The sequence below is a fragment of the Pseudomonas sp. AM4(2022) genome (assembly GCF_036346515.1).
Taxonomy (GTDB): Bacteria; Pseudomonadota; Gammaproteobacteria; order Pseudomonadales; family Pseudomonadaceae; genus Aquipseudomonas; species Aquipseudomonas paracarnis.
Map to the genome: position 1 here is coordinate 1 of NZ_JAOTNW010000034.1, position 16,507 is coordinate 16,507.

The following is a 16,507-nucleotide window of genomic DNA, read 5'->3' on the forward strand; positions in this document are numbered from 1 at the left end:
GTGTCCACCTTGCCCCCGTACACTTGTTCGCCATGTGTTCGCCCCGTGCACCACAGTGCTAAAGTCCATCCCTCGATTTTGCTTTTCCCAAGGAAGCCGTTATGCCGGACGCCACGCCCCTCAGTCCTGGATTCATGGTGGTTCATGGCAACCGCCTGGATGAGCTGCGAAGCCTGGTGGTCAGTTGGATGCGCCGCTACCCACTGGCGCCTTTGGAAAACGAAATCGCCCTGGTACAAAGCAACGGCATCGCCCAATGGCTCAAGCTGGCCTTGGCCGAAGACTCGGAAGCCGATGACATGGGCGGCTGTGGCATTGCCGCAGCCATCGACGTGCAACTGCCTGGCAGCTTTATGTGGCAGCTTTATCGTATGGTTTTGGGCCGTGACGAAATCCCGCCCAAGTCCCTGCTTGATAAAGCCCCGCTGACCTGGCGCCTCATGCGTCTGTTACCCGAGCTGATCGACCAACCGCACTTCGAGCCTCTGCAACGCTTCCTGACTCAAGATACTGACCTGCGCAAACGCTACCAACTCGCCGAGCGCCTGGCTGACTTGTTCGACCAATACCAGGTTTACCGTGCGGACTGGCTGGAAGATTGGGCCGCAGGCCGGCACCAACTGCGCAATGGTCGAGGCGAGTCAAAACCTCTCAACCCAGCCAACTGCTGGCAAGCCGAGCTATGGCGCGCGCTGCTGCTGGATGTGGGTGAGGCGGGCATGGCCGAAAGCCGAGCGGGCGTTCATCAGCGCTTCATCGAGCGCATCAACAGCCTTGAACAAGCACCGCCCGGCTTGCCTCCCCGGGTGATCGTCTTCGGCATCTCATCGCTGCCGGCCCAGGCGCTGGAAGCCTTGGCGGGCCTGGCTCGTTTCAGTCAAGTCCTGCTCTGCGTGCATAACCCCTGCCGCCATCATTGGTCGGACATCGTCGCCGACAAGGACTTGCTGCGTAACGAATACAAACGCCAGGCGCGCAAGGCGGGCATGCCCGTCACTATCGACCCACAAACCTTGCATCAGCACGCCCATCCGCTGCTCGCTGCCTGGGGCAAGCAGGGCCGTGATTACATCAGTCTGTTGGACAGCTACGATGACCCCAACAGCTACCGTGCGGCATTCCGCGACGGTCGTATCGACCTGTTCAGCGACAGCGAACCCACCACGCTGCTCAACCAACTCCAGGACGATATCCTCGAACTGCGCCCGTTGAATGAAACCCGTGAGCTCTGGCCCGCTGTCGACTTGCAACGTGATACTTCGATCCGTTTCCATATCGCTCACAGCGCCCAGCGCGAAGTGGAAATCCTCCACGACCAATTACTTCATCGCTTCAGCGCCGACCCCACCTTGCGCCCTCGGGATATCATCGTCATGGTCCCCGACGTCGACAGCTACGCACCGCATATTCGCGCGGTCTTCGGCCAGCTCGAACGGCATGATCCACGCTTCATCCCCTTCACCCTCACAGACCAAGGCCAACGCGGCCGCGACCCGCTGTTGATCGCCGTCGAGCACCTGCTCAAACTTCCCGACAGCCGCTTCCCTGTCAGCGAAATCCTCGATCTGCTCGACGTCCCGGCCCTGCGCGAACGCTTCGCCATCAAAGAGCGTGACCTGCCCACCTTGCATCGCTGGATCGAAGGCGCCGGCATCCGCTGGGGCCTGAATGCCGAGCAACGCGCCGGTTTAGGCCTGCCCACGGAGCTGGAGCAAAATAGTTGGCGATTCGGCCTGCGCCGCATGCTGCTGGGCTATGCCGTCGGCACTGGCACGGCCTGCGAGGGTATTGAGCCTTATGACGAAATCGGTGGCCTCGATGCGGCCTTGATCGGCCCACTGGTCGCCTTGCTTGACGCCTTGAGCGATGCCCATCAAGCGTTATCGGAACCCGCGTCGCCACGAACCTGGGGCGAGCGTCTACAACGGTTGATGCAGCTGTTTTTCCTGCCCAGCAGTGAGCACGATGACTACTTGCTGGGCCAGCTCGAACAATTAAGAGAAACCTGGCTGGAAACCTGCGAGTCCGTCGGCTTGCAAGACGAGTTACCCCTTACGGTAGTACGTGAGGCATGGCTGGCCGGATTGGATCAGGGGCGCCTGTCCCAACGCTTCCTGGCGGGAGCGGTCAATTTCTGTACGCTCATGCCCATGCGTGCGATCCCGTTCAAGCTGGTTTGCCTGCTGGGCATGAACGACGGCGACTACCCGCGGGCCCAGCCACCTCTGGATTTTGACCTGATGGGCAGCGATTACCGCCCCGGCGACCGTTCTCGCCGCGAAGACGACCGCTATTTACTGCTCGAAGCGCTGCTGTCGGCCCGTGACCAGCTGTATATCAGCTGGGTAGGCCGCAGCATCCGTGACAACAGCGATCGCCCGGCCTCGGTGCTGATCGGCCAACTGCGCGATCATCTTGCCAGTGGTTGGGAGCACGCCAGCAACGATCAGCCGCTGATCGACGCAATGACCCAGGAACACCCACTGCAACCTTTCAGCGCCCGCTATTTCCACGAAGGCGATTCGCTGTTCAGCTATGCCCGCGAATGGCAATTGCTGCATCAGGCACCGGCGGTCATCACCCAAGAGCAAGGCTTGGCCCCTCACCAACAGGAAGAACCCCTGAGCCTTGGCCAGTTACAGGACTTCCTACGCAACCCGGTCAAGCACTTCTTCAGCCAGCGCCTGAAAGTATTCTTTGAAGCCGCCGAAGTGCCCCAGGCCGACGAAGAACCGTTCGTGCTGGACGCATTGCAACGCTACAGCTTAAGCGACAGCCTGCTGAACGCGGCACTCACCCAACCCGATCAACTCGATCAGGCGCTCGACGCCCAGGCCCTGCGCCTGCAAGGCAGCGGCCTGCTGCCGATGGTCGGTTTCGGTGAATGCCTGCGTAACGAGTTGATCGAGCCGTTGCCGGACCTGGTGCAACGCTATCAGCACCTTCTGGCGCTGTGGCCCACCCCGCATACCGGCGCTGAACCGATCAGCTTTGCGTACCAAGGCATCCAGCTGGAAGGTTGGATCAGCGGCCTGCACCGACGCGGTGATGGCGGACTGTTAAGCGTCACCACCATCCCCAACAGTATTGGTTCGATCAAGACACGTAAGTGGCACCGCCTCATCCGCCCCTGGGTCAATCACGTGGTGGCCTGCGCCTGTGGCCTGCCCTTGAGCACCGGCCTGGTAGCCAGTGACGACACCTTGTTGTTGGCCCCACTGGACAAGGCAGGCGCCGAGGACATCCTCGGTAACCTGCTGTTGGCCTGGCACGCGGGAATGAGCGCGCCGCTACCGGTCGCAGTCAAAACCGCCTTCGCCTGGCTCGGCCAGACCGACCCTGCCAAGGCCCAAGCGGCAGCGAGCAAAGCCTATGAAGGCGATGGCATCACTACAGACGGAGAACGCCGCGAAACGCCTGCCCTTACGCGGCAATTTCCAGACTACGCGGCCCTGGTCGTCAGTGAAGAATTCGAAGGCTGGTGCGAAACCCTGTATCGCCCGCTGATCAATGCCCCCTGGCGATCGCTTTCCAGCACGGAGGTCGGCGCATGATCGGCAAACCCTTGGCCCTGGCGTTCCCGCTCAAAGGCAGCCAGTTGATTGAAGCCAGTGCCGGCACCGGCAAGACCTTCACCATCTCCGCCTTGTACCTGCGCCTGGTGCTCGGCCACGGCGGTGATGAATCCGGTTTCGGCCGCGAACTGCTGCCACCGCAAATCCTCGTCGTGACGTTTACCGACGCCGCCACCAAGGAGCTGCGTGAACGTATCCGCATCCGCCTGGCCGAAGCTGCGCGCTTTTTCCGTGACGAAATCGAACAGCCCGATGCGCTGATCGCCGACCTGCGCGAACAATATGATCCGCAGCAATGGCCCGCCTGTGCCAATCGCCTGGACATCGCCGCGCAATGGATGGATGAAGCGGCGGTTTCGACGATCCACAGTTGGTGCCAGCGCATGCTGCGCGAACACGCGTTCGACAGCGGCAGCCTGTTCACACAAACCCTGGAAACTGACCATAGCGAACTGCTGGGCGAAGTGCTGCGCGACTACTGGCGATTGTTTTGCTATCCAATGCAGGGGGATGCACTCAGCTGGGTGCGCAGCCATTGGGGCGGCCCCGCGGCGCTGATGCCACGGGTGCGTGCGTTGTTCGGCAGCGAGCGGCCCACCGACGAAACTCGCGAGCCAGCCGAACTGATCACCGCCTGCCTGCAAGAACGCCGCGCCGCGCTGGTTGCCCTCAAGGCACCCTGGCAACAATGGGCTGCCGAGCTGCGGGATATCTGCCTGCAAGCTGTCGCCGCCAAAGCGGTCGATGGGCGCAAGATGCAAGCGCGCTACTTCGAGCCCTGGTTCGAAAAGATCAGCGCCTGGGCCGCTGATGAAACCCTGGAACAACTGGACATCGGCACCGGCTTCAGCCGCCTGACGCCCGATGGCATGGCCGAAGCCTGGAAAGGCGAGCCGCCGCAGCACCCTGGCATCGAAGCCATGGCCAGCCTCAAAGCCAGCCTCGACGCCTTGCCAACGCCCGACGCGGCGGTGCTGCAACACGCTGCCGGCTGGGTCGGCAAACGCTTCGAAGAAGAGAAACGTCGCCGCGCCGAGATGGGGTTTGACGACATGCTGATCCGCCTCAACGCCGCCCTTCAGGCAGACGGTGGCGAGCGCCTGGGCAGTGTGATCCGCGAGCAATTCCCGGTGGCCCTGATCGATGAATTCCAGGACACCGACCCGGTGCAATACAGCATCTTCGACAGCATCTACCGCATCGACGAAAACCACCTGGACAGTGGCCTGTTCTTGATCGGCGACCCCAAGCAGGCGATCTACGCCTTTCGCGGCGCCGACATCTATACCTATCTGCGCGCCCGGCAGGCCACCACCGGCCGCCATCACACCCTGGGCACCAACTTCCGCTCCAGCCATGCGATGGTCGAGGCGGTGAACCATGTGTTCCAGCGTGCGGAAACCGGCCGTGGTGCGTTCCTGTTTCGCCAGCCCGATGGCGATAACCCGGTGCCGTTCCATTCAGTACTGTCCCAAGGCCGCCGCGAGCAGTTGCAGGTCGACGGCCACACGCTGCCGGCCATGAACCTTTGGCACCTGCCCACCGACCAGCCGATTTCCAACGCGGTTTACCGTCAACACCTGGCCGCCGCCTGCGCCACGCAAATCGTTGCGCTGCTCAATGGTGGGCAGCAAGGCACTGCGGGCTTTGTAAAAGAGGGCTCCCTCAAGGGCGTGTTGCCGTCAGACATCGCCATCCTCGTGCGCGATGGCAAGGAAGCCCAAGCCGTACGGGCGCAACTGGCCAGCCGTGGCGTGCGCAGTGTGTACCTGTCGGATAAAGACTCGGTGTTTGCCGCCCAGGAAGCCCATGACCTGTTGGCCTGGTTGAAGGCTTGCGCCGAACCGGATGTCGAACGCCCGCTGCGTGCCGCCCTGGCCTGCGTCACCCTGAACCTGTCCCTGTCGGAGCTGGAACGTCTGAATCAGGACGAACTGGCGTGGGAATCGCGGGTGATGCAGTTCCGTGGCTACCGTGCCATCTGGCGTACTCAAGGCGTGTTGCCGATGCTGCGTCGCCTGCTCCACGACTTCAAGCTACCGCAAACCCTCATCGCCCGCAGTGATGGCGAGCGGGTGCTGACCAACCTGTTGCACCTCAGTGAATTGTTGCAACAGGCCGCTTCGGAACTGGATGGTGAGCAGGCGTTGATCCGTCATTTGGCCGAGCATCTGGCGCTGTCGGGGCAGGCCGGTGAAGAACAGATCCTGCGCCTGGAAAGCGACGAGCAATTGGTCAAAGTGGTGACCATCCACAAATCCAAGGGCCTGGAATACGACTTGGTGTTCTTGCCGTTCATCTGTTCGGCCAAGCCCGTAGATGGCAGTCGCTTGCCGCTGCATTACCACGATGAACAGGGCAAGTCCCACGTCAGCCTGCGACCCACGGCCGAGTTGATCGCCCAAGCCGACGACGAGCGGCTGGCCGAAGACCTGCGTTTGTTCTACGTGGCCTTGACCCGCGCCAAACACGCCTGCTGGCTGGGCATCGCCGACCTCAAGCGCGGCAATAACAGCAGCTCGGTCTTGCACCTGTCTGCATTGGGCTATTTGCTCGGTGCCGGCGCGTGGTTGAGCGAATCAGCGGGTCTGGCGCGCTGGTTGCTGGACTTGCAGCAAGGCTGCGCGGCCATCGGTTATGACCATGTGCCGGACGCCCAAGACATCCTGTTCCACCCGCCGCGCAATCAAGCGACCCTGCTCGCGCCATTGCTGCCTGAGCGCAAGGCCGCGGAAAACTGGTGGATTGCCTCCTACAGCGCCTTGCGTATTGGTGACAGCATGAGCGCCGCCAACCTCGAAGCCCCCGAAAGCCCACAGGCCCAGAAGCTGTTCGATGACGAACGCCTCGACCCCGATGCCCCTCGGGAAACGGTCGCCTCCGGCGGGGATATTCACCGTTTCCCACGCGGCCCTAACCCAGGCACCTTCCTTCACGGCTTGTTGGAATGGGCCGGTGAAGAAGGTTTCAACGTGACGCCCGAGGCCATCGAAAAAACCGTGGGCGCACGCTGTAACCGCCGCAACTGGGAAGGCTGGATCGTCACCCTCAGCGGCTGGCTGGAGCATCTGTTGCAAACGCCATTGCCCCTGTACAACGAGCGCTTCACCCTCAGCGGCCTGCAGCAGTACCAGATCGAGATGGAATTCTGGTTTGCCAGTCACACCGTCGACGTGCTCGCCCTCGACAAACTGGTGTGCCAGCACACCCATGGCGGCGTGTCCCGCGTGGCCGCCGAACCGGTGCTGCTCAACGGCATGTTCAAAGGCTTTATCGACCTGACGTTCGAGCACGATGGCCGTTACTACGTGGCGGACTACAAATCCAATTGGCTCGGCCCTGACGACTCGGCCTACACCCCGGACGCCATGGAACACTCGATCCTCGAGCATCGGTACGACCTGCAATACGTACTTTACCTGCTGGCCCTGCACCGCCAACTCAAGGCGCGCCTGCCACATTACGATTATGACCAGCACGTCGGCGGTGCCCTGTATCTGTTCCTGCGCGGTAGCCAATCGGTAAGCCAGGGGGCGTACTTCACCCGGCCGCCCCGTGAGTTGATCGAAAGCCTGGACCTGTTGTTCCAGGGCAAGCCCATCCCACCCAAGGTTGAGCCCGCCTGGGAACAAGGAGTGTTGTTATGAGCCTGTCGCCGTTACCGCTGGAGGCGCTTTTGCCCCTCGATCGTGCCGCCGACCTGCTGCAGTTGCTTGCGCGTTGGGTCGAGCGGGGTTGGCTGAGGGCATTGGACAAAGCCTTCGTCGGCTTCCTGTACGAGCTGGACCCAAAGGCCGATCCCCTGGTGCTGCTGGCGGCGGCCTTGACCAGCCATCAACTGGGCCATGGCCACGTCTGCCTGGATGTGTTCGAAACCCTCAAGGCGCCGGATTTCGCCCTGTCATTGCCGCCCGAAGGCGACCTGCACACCGACGCCATGCTGCTACCCTCGCAGTTGCTGCACGGCCTGGATGGCGCGCATTGGTGCCATGCCCTGGCTTTAAGCCCGTTGATCGCGCTGGCCGTCGATGGCAGCGAGGAGGCCCGCAGCCGCCCGTTGGTGTTGTCCGGCAAGCGCCTGTACCTACGCCGCTACTGGACCTACGAGCGGCGTATCGACCGTGCCCTGCGCCTGAGCCTTGCCAGCGTGGAAGAGGCCGCCGCCGATCTGCCGCAACGTCTCAATCGCTTGTTCGACCAACCGGCGCCCGATGGGGTGATTGACTGGCAAAAGCTCGCCTGCGCCCTGGCGACCCGCGGCGCCTTCAGTATCGTCACCGGCGGCCCAGGTACCGGCAAGACCACCACCGTGGTGCGCCTGCTCGCGCTGTTGCAGGCGCCCGCCGTGGAATCCGGCAGCCCGTTGCGCATTCGCCTGGCCGCGCCCACCGGTAAAGCCGCTGCTCGCCTGACCGAATCCATCAGCCAGCAAGTGCTGTCACTGACAGTACCCGACAACGTGCGGGAAAAAATCCCGACCCAGGTCACCACGGTCCACCGTTTGTTGGGCAGCCGTCCGGGCACCCGGCACTTTCGTCATCACCTGGGCAACCCGTTGCCCTTGGATGTGCTGGTGGTGGACGAAGCCTCGATGATCGACCTGGAAATGATGGCCAACCTGCTCGACGCCTTGCCGCCCCACGCACGCCTGGTATTGCTGGGCGACAAGGACCAACTGGCCTCGGTAGAAGCGGGGGCCGTACTCGGCGATTTGTGCCGCGATGCCGAAGCTGGCTGGTACAGCGCGCAGACTCGCCACTGGCTGCAAGCCGTCAGCGGTGAAGACCTCAGCAGCAGCGGCTTGCAAGAAGACCTCGATGGCAGCCATCCCCTGGCCCAGCAAGTGGTGATGCTGCGCTATTCGCGCCGCTTCGGTGAGGGCAGCGGCATTGGCCAACTGGCGCGTTGGGTCAACCAGCAAAACGCCGAAGAGGCCCGCCAACTATTAGCCGCAGGCCGTCACGACGACCTGTTCTGCGTCAGCCTCAAGGGCGAACATGACCACGCCCTTGAGCGCTTGGTCCTGGACGGGCAGGGCGATGGCGCCCAGGGTTACCGCTACTACCTGAACCTGCTGCAATCGGCACGCCCCTGTGCCGACACCCCGCGTGACGATCCCGCCTGGACCGATTGGGCGCAGCAATTGCTGCACGCCTTCGACGCGTTTCAGCTGCTTTGCGCCGTGCGAAAAGGCCCTTGGGGCGTCGAAGGGCTCAACCTGCGCATCACTGCGGCGCTGCGCAAGGTACGCCTGATTGAAAGTGACGAGCAGTGGTATGAAGGCCGCCCGGTACTGATGACCCGCAATGACTATGGCCTTGGCCTGATGAACGGCGACATCGGCCTCGCGCTGAAATTGCCCGAAAGCGACGGCGGCTCCCACGTGCTGCGGGTGGCCTTCCCACGTAACGATGGCCAGGGTGGCGTACGTTTTGTGCTGCCCAGCCGCTTGAATGATGTTGAAACCGTGTATGCGATGACCGTGCACAAATCCCAGGGCTCGGAGTTCACCCATACGGCGCTGATCCTTCCGGACGCTTTGAACCCGGTGCTGACCAAAGAGTTGATCTATACCGGTATTACCCGCGCCAAGCGCTGGTTCAGCTTGATCGAGCCCCGCGGTGGGGTGTTTGAGGAGGCGGTACGGCGCAAGGTCAAGCGTTTGAGCGGGTTGATGCTGGAGTTGGACGCCATGCCTGAAAAACTGACTGATAGGTCATGAAATATTTCTGATTCAGATGTCTGATTTTTCTGAAAAAATAGTAGGCCCCATGCCAGGCGTGCGGCGTGGGGTTTCCCGCCGCTGTGCTATCGTTGCGGCATCACCCTGGAAAATACCTGAGAGAAGTGCTGCATGAACGTGGCTGTCTCGCCCACAGAGCGCAGTTTGAGCTGGAGACGGATGTTGCTGGTGGCGGTTCTGTGCCTGCTCGCGCCGCGCGTCTGGGCGCAAACGCCGAGCCTCGCCGAGCAGCGCGCCCAGGCGGTCACCCAGGTCGTCCTGGGTATCCTCAGCTATGCGCGATGGCCGGTGGAGCCAGCGCAATTGCGGCTGTGCATTGTCGGGCCGACTCAGTACACCGATGACCTGGTCAAAGGCACCACCCAGGCCACCGGTCGTCCGGTGCTGGTGCGGCGCCTGCTGGTCGATCATCCGGATATCGTCAATGCCTGCGACGCCGTCTACATCGGCAAGATCACCCCCGACGAACGCAACCGCCTGTTTACCTCATTGATCGGCCACCCGGTACTCAGCATCAGCGAAGGCGGCGACCAATGCACAGTAGGCAGCCTGTTCTGCCTGCGCGTCAGCGATGAGCAGGTGTCGTTCGAGGTCAACCTGGATTCCGTCGCCCGTAGCGGCGTGCGCATCCATCCCAGTGTGTTGCAGTTGTCCCGTCGTCGAGCGCCTGGCTCATGAGTCGCGATAAGGTGCGGCCGACCCTGCGTTCGGTGATTGCCCGCGGGCATATGATCCTGGCGCTGGTAGCTGTGACCCTGGCCAGTGTGTCGCTGACCCTGCTGGGCGTGCTTGCCCTGCGGGTTTACGCCGAGCACAACCTGCACCTGATCGCCCGCTCGATCAACTACACCGTGGAAGCGGCCGTGGTGTTCAACGACAGTGCGGCGGCCACCGAAGCCCTGAGCCTGATTGCCTCCACCGAAGAAGTGGCCCAGGCAGAAGTATTCGATATCAACGGCAAGCTGCTGGCGCGCTGGGTTCGCCCGGAAACCGGCATGTTGTCACGGGTCGAGCTGCAAATAGCGCACGCCCTGCTCGAACAGCCCATCAGCCAGCCGATCCTGCGCCAAGGGCAGACCGTCGGCAGCATCCATTTGGTCGGCCACGGTGGCAGCCTGTTGCGCTTTTTGCTCAGCGGCCTGGTCGGGATTCTGATCTGCACCGCCCTCAGCGCCTGGGTGGCGTTGCATCTGTCGCGGCGTCTGTTAAATGGTATCACCGTGCCACTGCAGCGCCTGGCGGCTGTTGCCCACGCCGCCCGTAGCGAGCGAGACTTCGACCGACGCGTACCCTCGGCGCAGATCGCCGAACTCGACAGCCTGGGCAGCGACTTCAACGCCTTGCTCGGCGAGATGGAGGCCTGGCAGAGCCACCTGCAAAGCGAAAACGAAACCCTGGCCCACCAGGCCAGCCACGACAGCCTCACCGGCCTGCCCAACCGCGCGTTCTTCGAAGGCCGGCTGATCCGTGCCTTACGCAGCGCGGCCAAGGTCAACGAGCGGGTGGCGGTGCTGTTTCTCGACAGCGACCGCTTCAAAGACATCAACGACAGCTTCGGTCACGCTGCTGGCGATGCCGTGCTGGTGGCCGTTGCCGACCGCGTGCGGGCGCAACTGCGCGAGGACGACCTGGTGGCGCGCCTGGGCGGTGATGAATTCGCGGTATTGCTGGCGCCCCTGCACAAGGCCGAAGACGCCCAGCGTATCGCCGACAAAATCATTGCCAGCATGGACATGCCGATTCCACTGCCAGGCGACACCCAGGTGTTGACCTCCCTCAGTATCGGCATTGCGATTTATCCCGAGCATGGTGCCACGCCTGGGACCTTGCTCAACGCCGCCGACGCGGCGATGTACCAGGCCAAGCGATTGTCCTCGGGCGGCCAGCAAACGGCGGAGTCGGAGCACCCCGTCGCCAACGTTCAACACAGGAGTTGATTCCCTTGTTCGCTAACACACGCGTTTTATTTATTTCTTTACTCGTCGCCTTCCTGGCCCTCAGCGGCTGCCAGACGCCCCCGCCCAAGGGGCTCACCCCGGCGCAAGTCGCCGTACTCAAGCAGCAAGGCTTCGAGCTGACCGACGAGGGCTGGGCCTTCGGCCTGTCCGGCAAGGTCCTGTTTGGCAGCGACATTGAAACCCTCAACAAACCCAGCACCGACATCGTCGAACGCATCGGTAGCGCCCTGGTTGGCGCCGGCATTGAGCGCGTACGTGTCGACGGCCACACCGATGCCTCGGGCAAAGAACCCTACAACGTGGCCCTGTCCCTGCGCCGCGCCAAAAGCGTGGGCAAGGTGCTGACCCGCGTGGGCATGAAAGAAGAAAAAATCCAACTGCGAGGCCTGGGCAGCAGCGAGCCGGTGGCGCCGAATACGACCACAGCAGGCCGAACCGAGAATCGCCGGGTGTCGATTGTGGTGATCGCGGACTAAGGCAGGTCGCCCGTCCTAACCTGAAATGCATTCAACCTGTGGGAGCGGGCTTGCTCGCGAAAGCGGTGTATCAGTAACGGCCAGGCTGACTGACCCACCGCTTTCGCGAGCAAGCCCGCTCCCACATTTATTTTGCGGTGTATTCGCTTAACGGCTCGGCGTCATCGCCTGCGTTAAGTCATCCACCACTGCCTTGCCCATCTCACACAGATAATGCGCAGCCCATGCGTATTGCTCGCCGCGTACATCCATGGCGGCTTCCATCGCGAGTTTCTTGGAGTAAAAAAGCAGGGTGGAGGCGTGTTCCAATGCTTCCTCAATCGGCATGCCGGAATTAACGCGGAACAGTGGTTTTTGGTTTTCGCCGTAATCGCCGAAGGTGACGACACCGAGGGTGATGATGGAGGAAAGCGGTGGATCGGGGACGATCTTGGACATGGTTTTTCCTTAGGTTAATAAGTAGAAACCGCCACGGCATGTCGCTAAACATGGAAAGGTGGCAGCTGTACGCGGGTTAGCGAACCGGTAACCTAGGAACCCGGTAGACCCGAAGGTCTCCCGCGCACAGCCGCCATAACACGATAAGGCGAGCAAAAATGGCCAGCCAGGGTGATTTAGGGCGTTGAACCTACGTTTCTCGGGTCGCTAAACCCAGCCGCTGTTTTGCAGCGACCCGAGGAGGCTAGACACTCAAATCCTATGGCGAAATAGGCCAGGGATTCTCTAGGAAACGTCCTGCAATTTAAAGCGAATCGTCGTTGATGGCGCTTTAATCCGCAAACCTGATCTCCCGCGTCTCCCCCATCAACAACCCCTGATTCTGCTCCGTCACCCCCCTGATGTAATCCCACAACAACGTAATCCGCTTCAACTTGCGCAAATCCTCCCTGCAATACATCCAGAACTGGCGCGTAATCGCGATCTGCTCCCCCAGCACCGGCAACAGCCGCGGGTCCTGCGCCGCCAAAAAACACGGCAATATGGCCATCGACCGGCCCTGCTGCGCCGCCACGTACTGGGCGATCACGCTGGTACTGCGCAAACTCGCGCTGGCGCCGGGCACGACGTTGGCCAGGTAAAGCAACTCTGAGCTGAAGGCCAAATCATCCACATAGCTGATAAACGGATGCTCAGCCAAATCCGCAGGTTTGCGGATCGGCGGGTGTTGGTCGAGGTAGTCCTGGGTGGCGTACAACTGCAATTTGTAGTCGCACAGTTTGCAGCACACATAGGGCCCGTGCTCCGGGCGTTCCAGGGCGATGACGATGTCGGCTTCGCGCTTGGACAGGCTGATGAAGTGGGGCAGGGGCAGGATGTCTACCGAGATCGCAGGATAAGTGTCGACGAAATGGCTCAACTGCGGGGTGACGAAGAAGCTGCCGAACCCTTCGGTGCAGCCCATGCGCACATGGCCGGACAGCGCCACGCCGGAGCCGGAGACTTGTTCGCAGGCCATGTGCAGGGTGCTTTCGATGGACTCCGCGTAGCCGAGCAAACGCTGGCCCTCGGTGGTGAGCACGAAGCCGTTGGTCCGGGATTTTTCAAACAGCAAGGTACCGAGCGACACTTCCAGTGAACTGATGCGCCGCGACACGGTGGTGTAGTCCACCGCCAGGCGCTTGGCGGCTACGCTGGCCTTGCGGGTGCGGGCTACTTCGAGGAAAAACTTCAGGTCATCCCAGTTCAGGGCGCCCAGGGAGGTGATGTTTTTTTGCATATTGGACCGGCTTTTATGTGCGTTCTTATTAGAGATTTGCACATCTATACTCCAAAAACAGTCCGAACGCCTCATTCTTCAAGGCGATTCAACGCCTTGGTTCTCTGCATAACGACAAGATTCTGGAGACCACATGAACGCATCTGCCGATATTTCCGTGCAACAGGTCAAGTTGCTGATCAACGGCGAGTGGGTCGAGTCCAAGACCACCGAGTGGCAAGACATCGTCAACCCCGCCACCCAGCAAGTGCTGGCCAAAGTCCCGTTCGCCACCGCCGATGAAGTCAACGCCGCCATCGACGCCGCCCACCGCGCCTTCCAGACCTGGAAGCTGACGCCGATCGGCGCGCGCATGCGCATTATGCTCAAGCTGCAAGCCTTGATCCGCGAACATTCCAAGCGCATTGCTGTAGTCCTCAGCGCCGAGCAGGGCAAGACCATTGCCGATGCCGAGGGCGATATTTTCCGTGGACTGGAAGTGGTCGAACACGCCTGTTCCATCGGCACCCTGCAAATGGGCGAGTTCGCCGAGAACGTGGCCGGCGGCGTGGATACCTACACCCTGCGCCAGCCTATCGGCGTATGCGCCGGCATCACCCCGTTCAACTTCCCGGCGATGATTCCGCTGTGGATGTTCCCGATGGCGATTGCCTGCGGTAACACCTTCGTCCTCAAACCTTCCGAGCAGGACCCGCTGTCGACCATGCTGCTGGTGGAGCTGGCGTTGGAAGCCGGCGTACCGGCCGGCGTGCTCAACGTGGTGCATGGCGGTAAGGACGTGGTGGATGCGCTCTGTACTCACAAAGATATCAAGGCCGTGTCCTTCGTCGGTTCCACCGCCGTCGGCACCCATGTCTACGACCTGGCCGGCAAACACGGCAAGCGCGTGCAGTCGATGATGGGCGCCAAGAACCACGCCGTGGTGCTACCGGATGCCAACCGTGAACACACCCTCAACGCCTTGGTCGGCGCTGGTTTCGGCGCGGCGGGCCAGCGTTGCATGGCCACCTCGGTGGTGGTGCTGGTGGGCGCGTCCAAGCAGTGGCTGCCAGACCTCAAGGCGTTGGCACAAAAGCTCAAGGTCAATGCAGGCAGCGAAGCCGGCACGGATGTCGGCCCGGTGATTTCCAAGCGCGCCAAGGCACGCATCCTTGAACTGATCGAAAGCGGCGTGAAAGAAGGCGCCAAGCTGGAGCTGGATGGCCGCGATATCAAGGTGCCGGGCTTCGAACAAGGTAACTTTGTCGGCCCGACTCTTTTCTCGGGCGTGACCACCGACATGCGCATCTACACCGAGGAAATCTTCGGCCCGGTGCTGGTGGTGCTGGAAGTCGACACCCTCGATCAAGCCATCGCCCTGGTCAACGCCAACCCGTTCGGCAACGGCACAGGTTTGTTCACCCAGAGCGGTGCGGCGGCGCGTAAATTCCAGAGCGAAATCGATGTGGGTCAGGTCGGCATCAACATCCCGATTCCGGTGCCAGTGCCGTTCTTCAGTTTCACCGGCTCGCGCGGTTCCAAGCTCGGCGACCTGGGCCCGTATGGCAAGCAAGTGGTGCAGTTCTACACCCAGACCAAAACCGTCACCAGCCGCTGGTTTGATGACGACACGGTCAACGATGGCGTCAACACCACCATCAACCTGCGCTGAACCTGGGAGACGAGCATGAAGATTGCATTTATTGGCTTGGGCAACATGGGCGCGCCCATGGCCCGCAACCTGATCAAGGCTGGGCACGCGCTTAACCTGTTCGACCTGAACCAGGCGGTACTCAAGGAACTCGCCGAACTGGGCGGCACCATCAGCAGCTCACCGCGTGATGCGGCCCAAGGCGCTGAACTGGTGATTACCATGCTGCCGGCAGCGGCCCATGTGCGCAGCGTGTGGCTGAATGAAGATGGGGTACTCGCCGGCATCGGCAAAGGCATCCCCGCCGTGGATTGCAGCACCATCGACCCGCAAACCATTCGTGATGTAGCGGCCGTGGCAGCGAAACAAGGCGTGGCCGTGGCCGATGCGCCGGTCTCCGGTGGCACCGGCGGTGCCCAGGCCGGGACGCTGACCTTTATGGTTGGCGCCAACCCGGAATTGTTCGCCACCCTGCAACCGGTGCTGGCGCAGATGGGCCGCAACATCGTGCACTGCGGTGATGTCGGCACCGGGCAAATCGCCAAGATCTGCAACAACCTGTTGTTGGGTATCAGCATGGTCGGCGTCAGTGAGGCCATGGCCTTGGGCGATGCGTTGGGTATCGACACTCAAGTACTGGCTGGAATTATCAACAGCTCCACCGGGCGTTGCTGGAGTTCCGACACTTACAACCCGTGGCCGGGCGTGATCGAAACCGCGCCATCATCGCGTGGCTATACCGGTGGCTTTGGTGCCGACCTGATGCTCAAGGATTTGGGCCTGGCCACAGAAGCCGCACGCCAGGCGCATCAGCCGGTGATTCTCGGCGCGGTGGCCCAGCAGTTGTACCAGTCGATGAGCCAGCGCGGGGAGGGCGGTAAAGACTTCTCGGCGATCATCAACAGCTATCGCAAGCCCAAATAAATAACTGTGGCGAGGGAGCTTGCTCCCGCTGGACTGCGCAGCAGTCCCATCTTTTGGGGCCGCTACGCGCCCCAGCGGGAGCAAGCTCCCTCGCCACAGGTTTGGCAGCTCAGGCAAACACAAAATACTTACGCACCGTCTCGACCACTTCCCACGTCCCCTTCATCCCAGGCTCTACCACAAAGATATCGCCAGCGCGCAGATGAATCGGCGCCATGCCTTCAGGCGTGATCACGCAGTAGCCTTCCTGGAAATGGCAGTATTCCCACTTCACGTATTCCACGTACCACTTGCCCGGCGTGCAGATCCAGGTGCCCATGATCTTGCTGCCGTCTTCGCTGGTGTAGGCGTTGAGGTTGACGGTGTGCGGGTCGCCTTCGAGCTTTTCCCATTTACAGGCATCCAGGACCGGCAGTGGGTGGGTGTCGCGCAGTACGGTGATGGGCTTGGACATGTTGACTCCGAGGCAGGGAAGGGAAAGATG

The 16,507-nt window shown here is 61.7% G+C and carries 11 protein-coding genes and 1 pseudogene; 8 read left to right on the forward strand and 4 right to left on the reverse strand.

The window, feature by feature from the left end; genetic code table 11:
- The first annotated feature begins 101 nt into the window (after positions 1–101).
- The 6 genes from recC (at position 102) to ODQ19_RS26775 (ending at position 11,752) form a co-directional block, all read left to right on the forward strand.
- Positions 102–3,554 (forward strand): exodeoxyribonuclease V subunit gamma, encoded by a 3,453-nt coding sequence (gene recC / locus ODQ19_RS26750; RefSeq protein WP_330211695.1) that lies wholly within the window; start codon positions 102–104, stop codon positions 3,552–3,554.
- Positions 3,551–7,222, forward strand: coding sequence for an exodeoxyribonuclease V subunit beta (gene recB, locus ODQ19_RS26755; protein WP_330211696.1), 3,672 nt, complete (start codon positions 3,551–3,553; stop codon positions 7,220–7,222). The genes recC and recB overlap by 4 nt, the downstream gene beginning before the upstream one ends.
- Positions 7,219–9,297 carry an exodeoxyribonuclease V subunit alpha gene (gene recD / locus ODQ19_RS26760; RefSeq protein ID WP_330211697.1) on the forward strand — a complete coding sequence of 693 codons (2,079 nt, stop codon included), beginning with the start codon at positions 7,219–7,221 and terminating at the stop codon, positions 9,295–9,297. Before recB ends, recD begins: the two co-directional genes overlap by 4 nt.
- A gap of 132 nt (positions 9,298–9,429) precedes the next feature.
- A complete protein-coding gene (locus ODQ19_RS26765; protein ID WP_005791389.1) occupies positions 9,430–9,996 on the forward strand; it encodes a YfiR family protein in 567 nt (188 codons plus the stop codon).
- Positions 9,993–11,255 carry a diguanylate cyclase domain-containing protein gene (locus tag ODQ19_RS26770; protein WP_330211698.1) on the forward strand — a complete coding sequence of 421 codons (1,263 nt, stop codon included), beginning with the start codon at positions 9,993–9,995 and terminating at the stop codon, positions 11,253–11,255. The genes ODQ19_RS26765 and ODQ19_RS26770 overlap by 4 nt, the downstream gene beginning before the upstream one ends.
- 5 nt (positions 11,256–11,260) lie before the next feature.
- The gene (locus tag ODQ19_RS26775; RefSeq protein ID WP_330211699.1) at positions 11,261–11,752 is read left to right on the forward strand and encodes an OmpA family protein; all 492 of its coding nucleotides are present in this window, start codon (positions 11,261–11,263) and stop codon (positions 11,750–11,752) included.
- 147 nt (positions 11,753–11,899) lie between these two features.
- Here the strand turns inward: ODQ19_RS26775 and ODQ19_RS26780 are convergent, their stop codons facing one another.
- The gene (locus tag ODQ19_RS26780; RefSeq protein WP_116666414.1) at positions 11,900–12,190 is read right to left on the reverse strand and encodes a DUF3077 domain-containing protein; all 291 of its coding nucleotides are present in this window, start codon (positions 12,188–12,190) and stop codon (positions 11,900–11,902) included.
- A gap of 331 nt (positions 12,191–12,521) precedes the next feature.
- Complete coding sequence (locus tag ODQ19_RS26785) at positions 12,522–13,469, reverse strand: LysR family transcriptional regulator (RefSeq protein WP_116666415.1); 948 nt, start codon at positions 13,467–13,469, stop codon at positions 12,522–12,524.
- Between the two features lie 133 nt (positions 13,470–13,602).
- Here ODQ19_RS26785 and ODQ19_RS26790 point away from each other — a divergent pair, with 133 nt between their 5' ends.
- Positions 13,603–15,120 carry a CoA-acylating methylmalonate-semialdehyde dehydrogenase gene (locus ODQ19_RS26790; RefSeq protein ID WP_032879481.1) on the forward strand — a complete coding sequence of 506 codons (1,518 nt, stop codon included), beginning with the start codon at positions 13,603–13,605 and terminating at the stop codon, positions 15,118–15,120.
- A gap of 15 nt (positions 15,121–15,135) precedes the next feature.
- Positions 15,136–16,023 (forward strand): 3-hydroxyisobutyrate dehydrogenase, encoded by an 888-nt coding sequence (gene mmsB / locus ODQ19_RS26795; RefSeq protein WP_330211700.1) that lies wholly within the window; start codon positions 15,136–15,138, stop codon positions 16,021–16,023.
- Between the two features lie 6 nt (positions 16,024–16,029).
- On the opposite strand, the pseudogene ODQ19_RS28290 reads toward mmsB, so the two are convergent.
- Positions 16,030–16,122, reverse strand: a pseudogene (locus ODQ19_RS28290) (N-acetyltransferase); the annotation flags it as partial.
- A gap of 10 nt (positions 16,123–16,132) precedes the next feature.
- On the reverse strand, positions 16,133–16,477 hold the full coding sequence (locus ODQ19_RS26800; RefSeq protein WP_003194115.1) for a cupin domain-containing protein: 345 nt from the start codon (positions 16,475–16,477) through the stop codon (positions 16,133–16,135).
- Between the last annotated feature and the right edge of the window lie 30 nt (positions 16,478–16,507).

Excerpts from the sequence above, each read along its gene's own strand:
- recC (WP_330211695.1), top strand. The coding sequence starts at position 102 with ATGCCGGACGCCACGCCCCTCAGTCCTGGATTCATGGTGGTTCATGGC.
- recB (WP_330211696.1), top strand. The coding sequence starts at position 3,551 with ATGATCGGCAAACCCTTGGCCCTGGCGTTCCCGCTCAAAGGCAGCCAG.
- recD (WP_330211697.1), top strand. The coding sequence starts at position 7,219 with ATGAGCCTGTCGCCGTTACCGCTGGAGGCGCTTTTGCCCCTCGATCGT.
- ODQ19_RS26765 (WP_005791389.1), top strand. The coding sequence starts at position 9,430 with ATGAACGTGGCTGTCTCGCCCACAGAGCGCAGTTTGAGCTGGAGACGG.
- ODQ19_RS26770 (WP_330211698.1), top strand. The coding sequence starts at position 9,993 with ATGAGTCGCGATAAGGTGCGGCCGACCCTGCGTTCGGTGATTGCCCGC.
- ODQ19_RS26780 (WP_116666414.1), bottom strand. The coding sequence starts at position 12,190 with ATGTCCAAGATCGTCCCCGATCCACCGCTTTCCTCCATCATCACCCTC.
- ODQ19_RS26785 (WP_116666415.1), bottom strand. The coding sequence starts at position 13,469 with ATGCAAAAAAACATCACCTCCCTGGGCGCCCTGAACTGGGATGACCTG.
- ODQ19_RS26790 (WP_032879481.1), top strand. The coding sequence starts at position 13,603 with ATGAACGCATCTGCCGATATTTCCGTGCAACAGGTCAAGTTGCTGATC.
- mmsB (WP_330211700.1), top strand. The coding sequence starts at position 15,136 with ATGAAGATTGCATTTATTGGCTTGGGCAACATGGGCGCGCCCATGGCC.
- ODQ19_RS26800 (WP_003194115.1), bottom strand. The coding sequence starts at position 16,477 with ATGTCCAAGCCCATCACCGTACTGCGCGACACCCACCCACTGCCGGTC.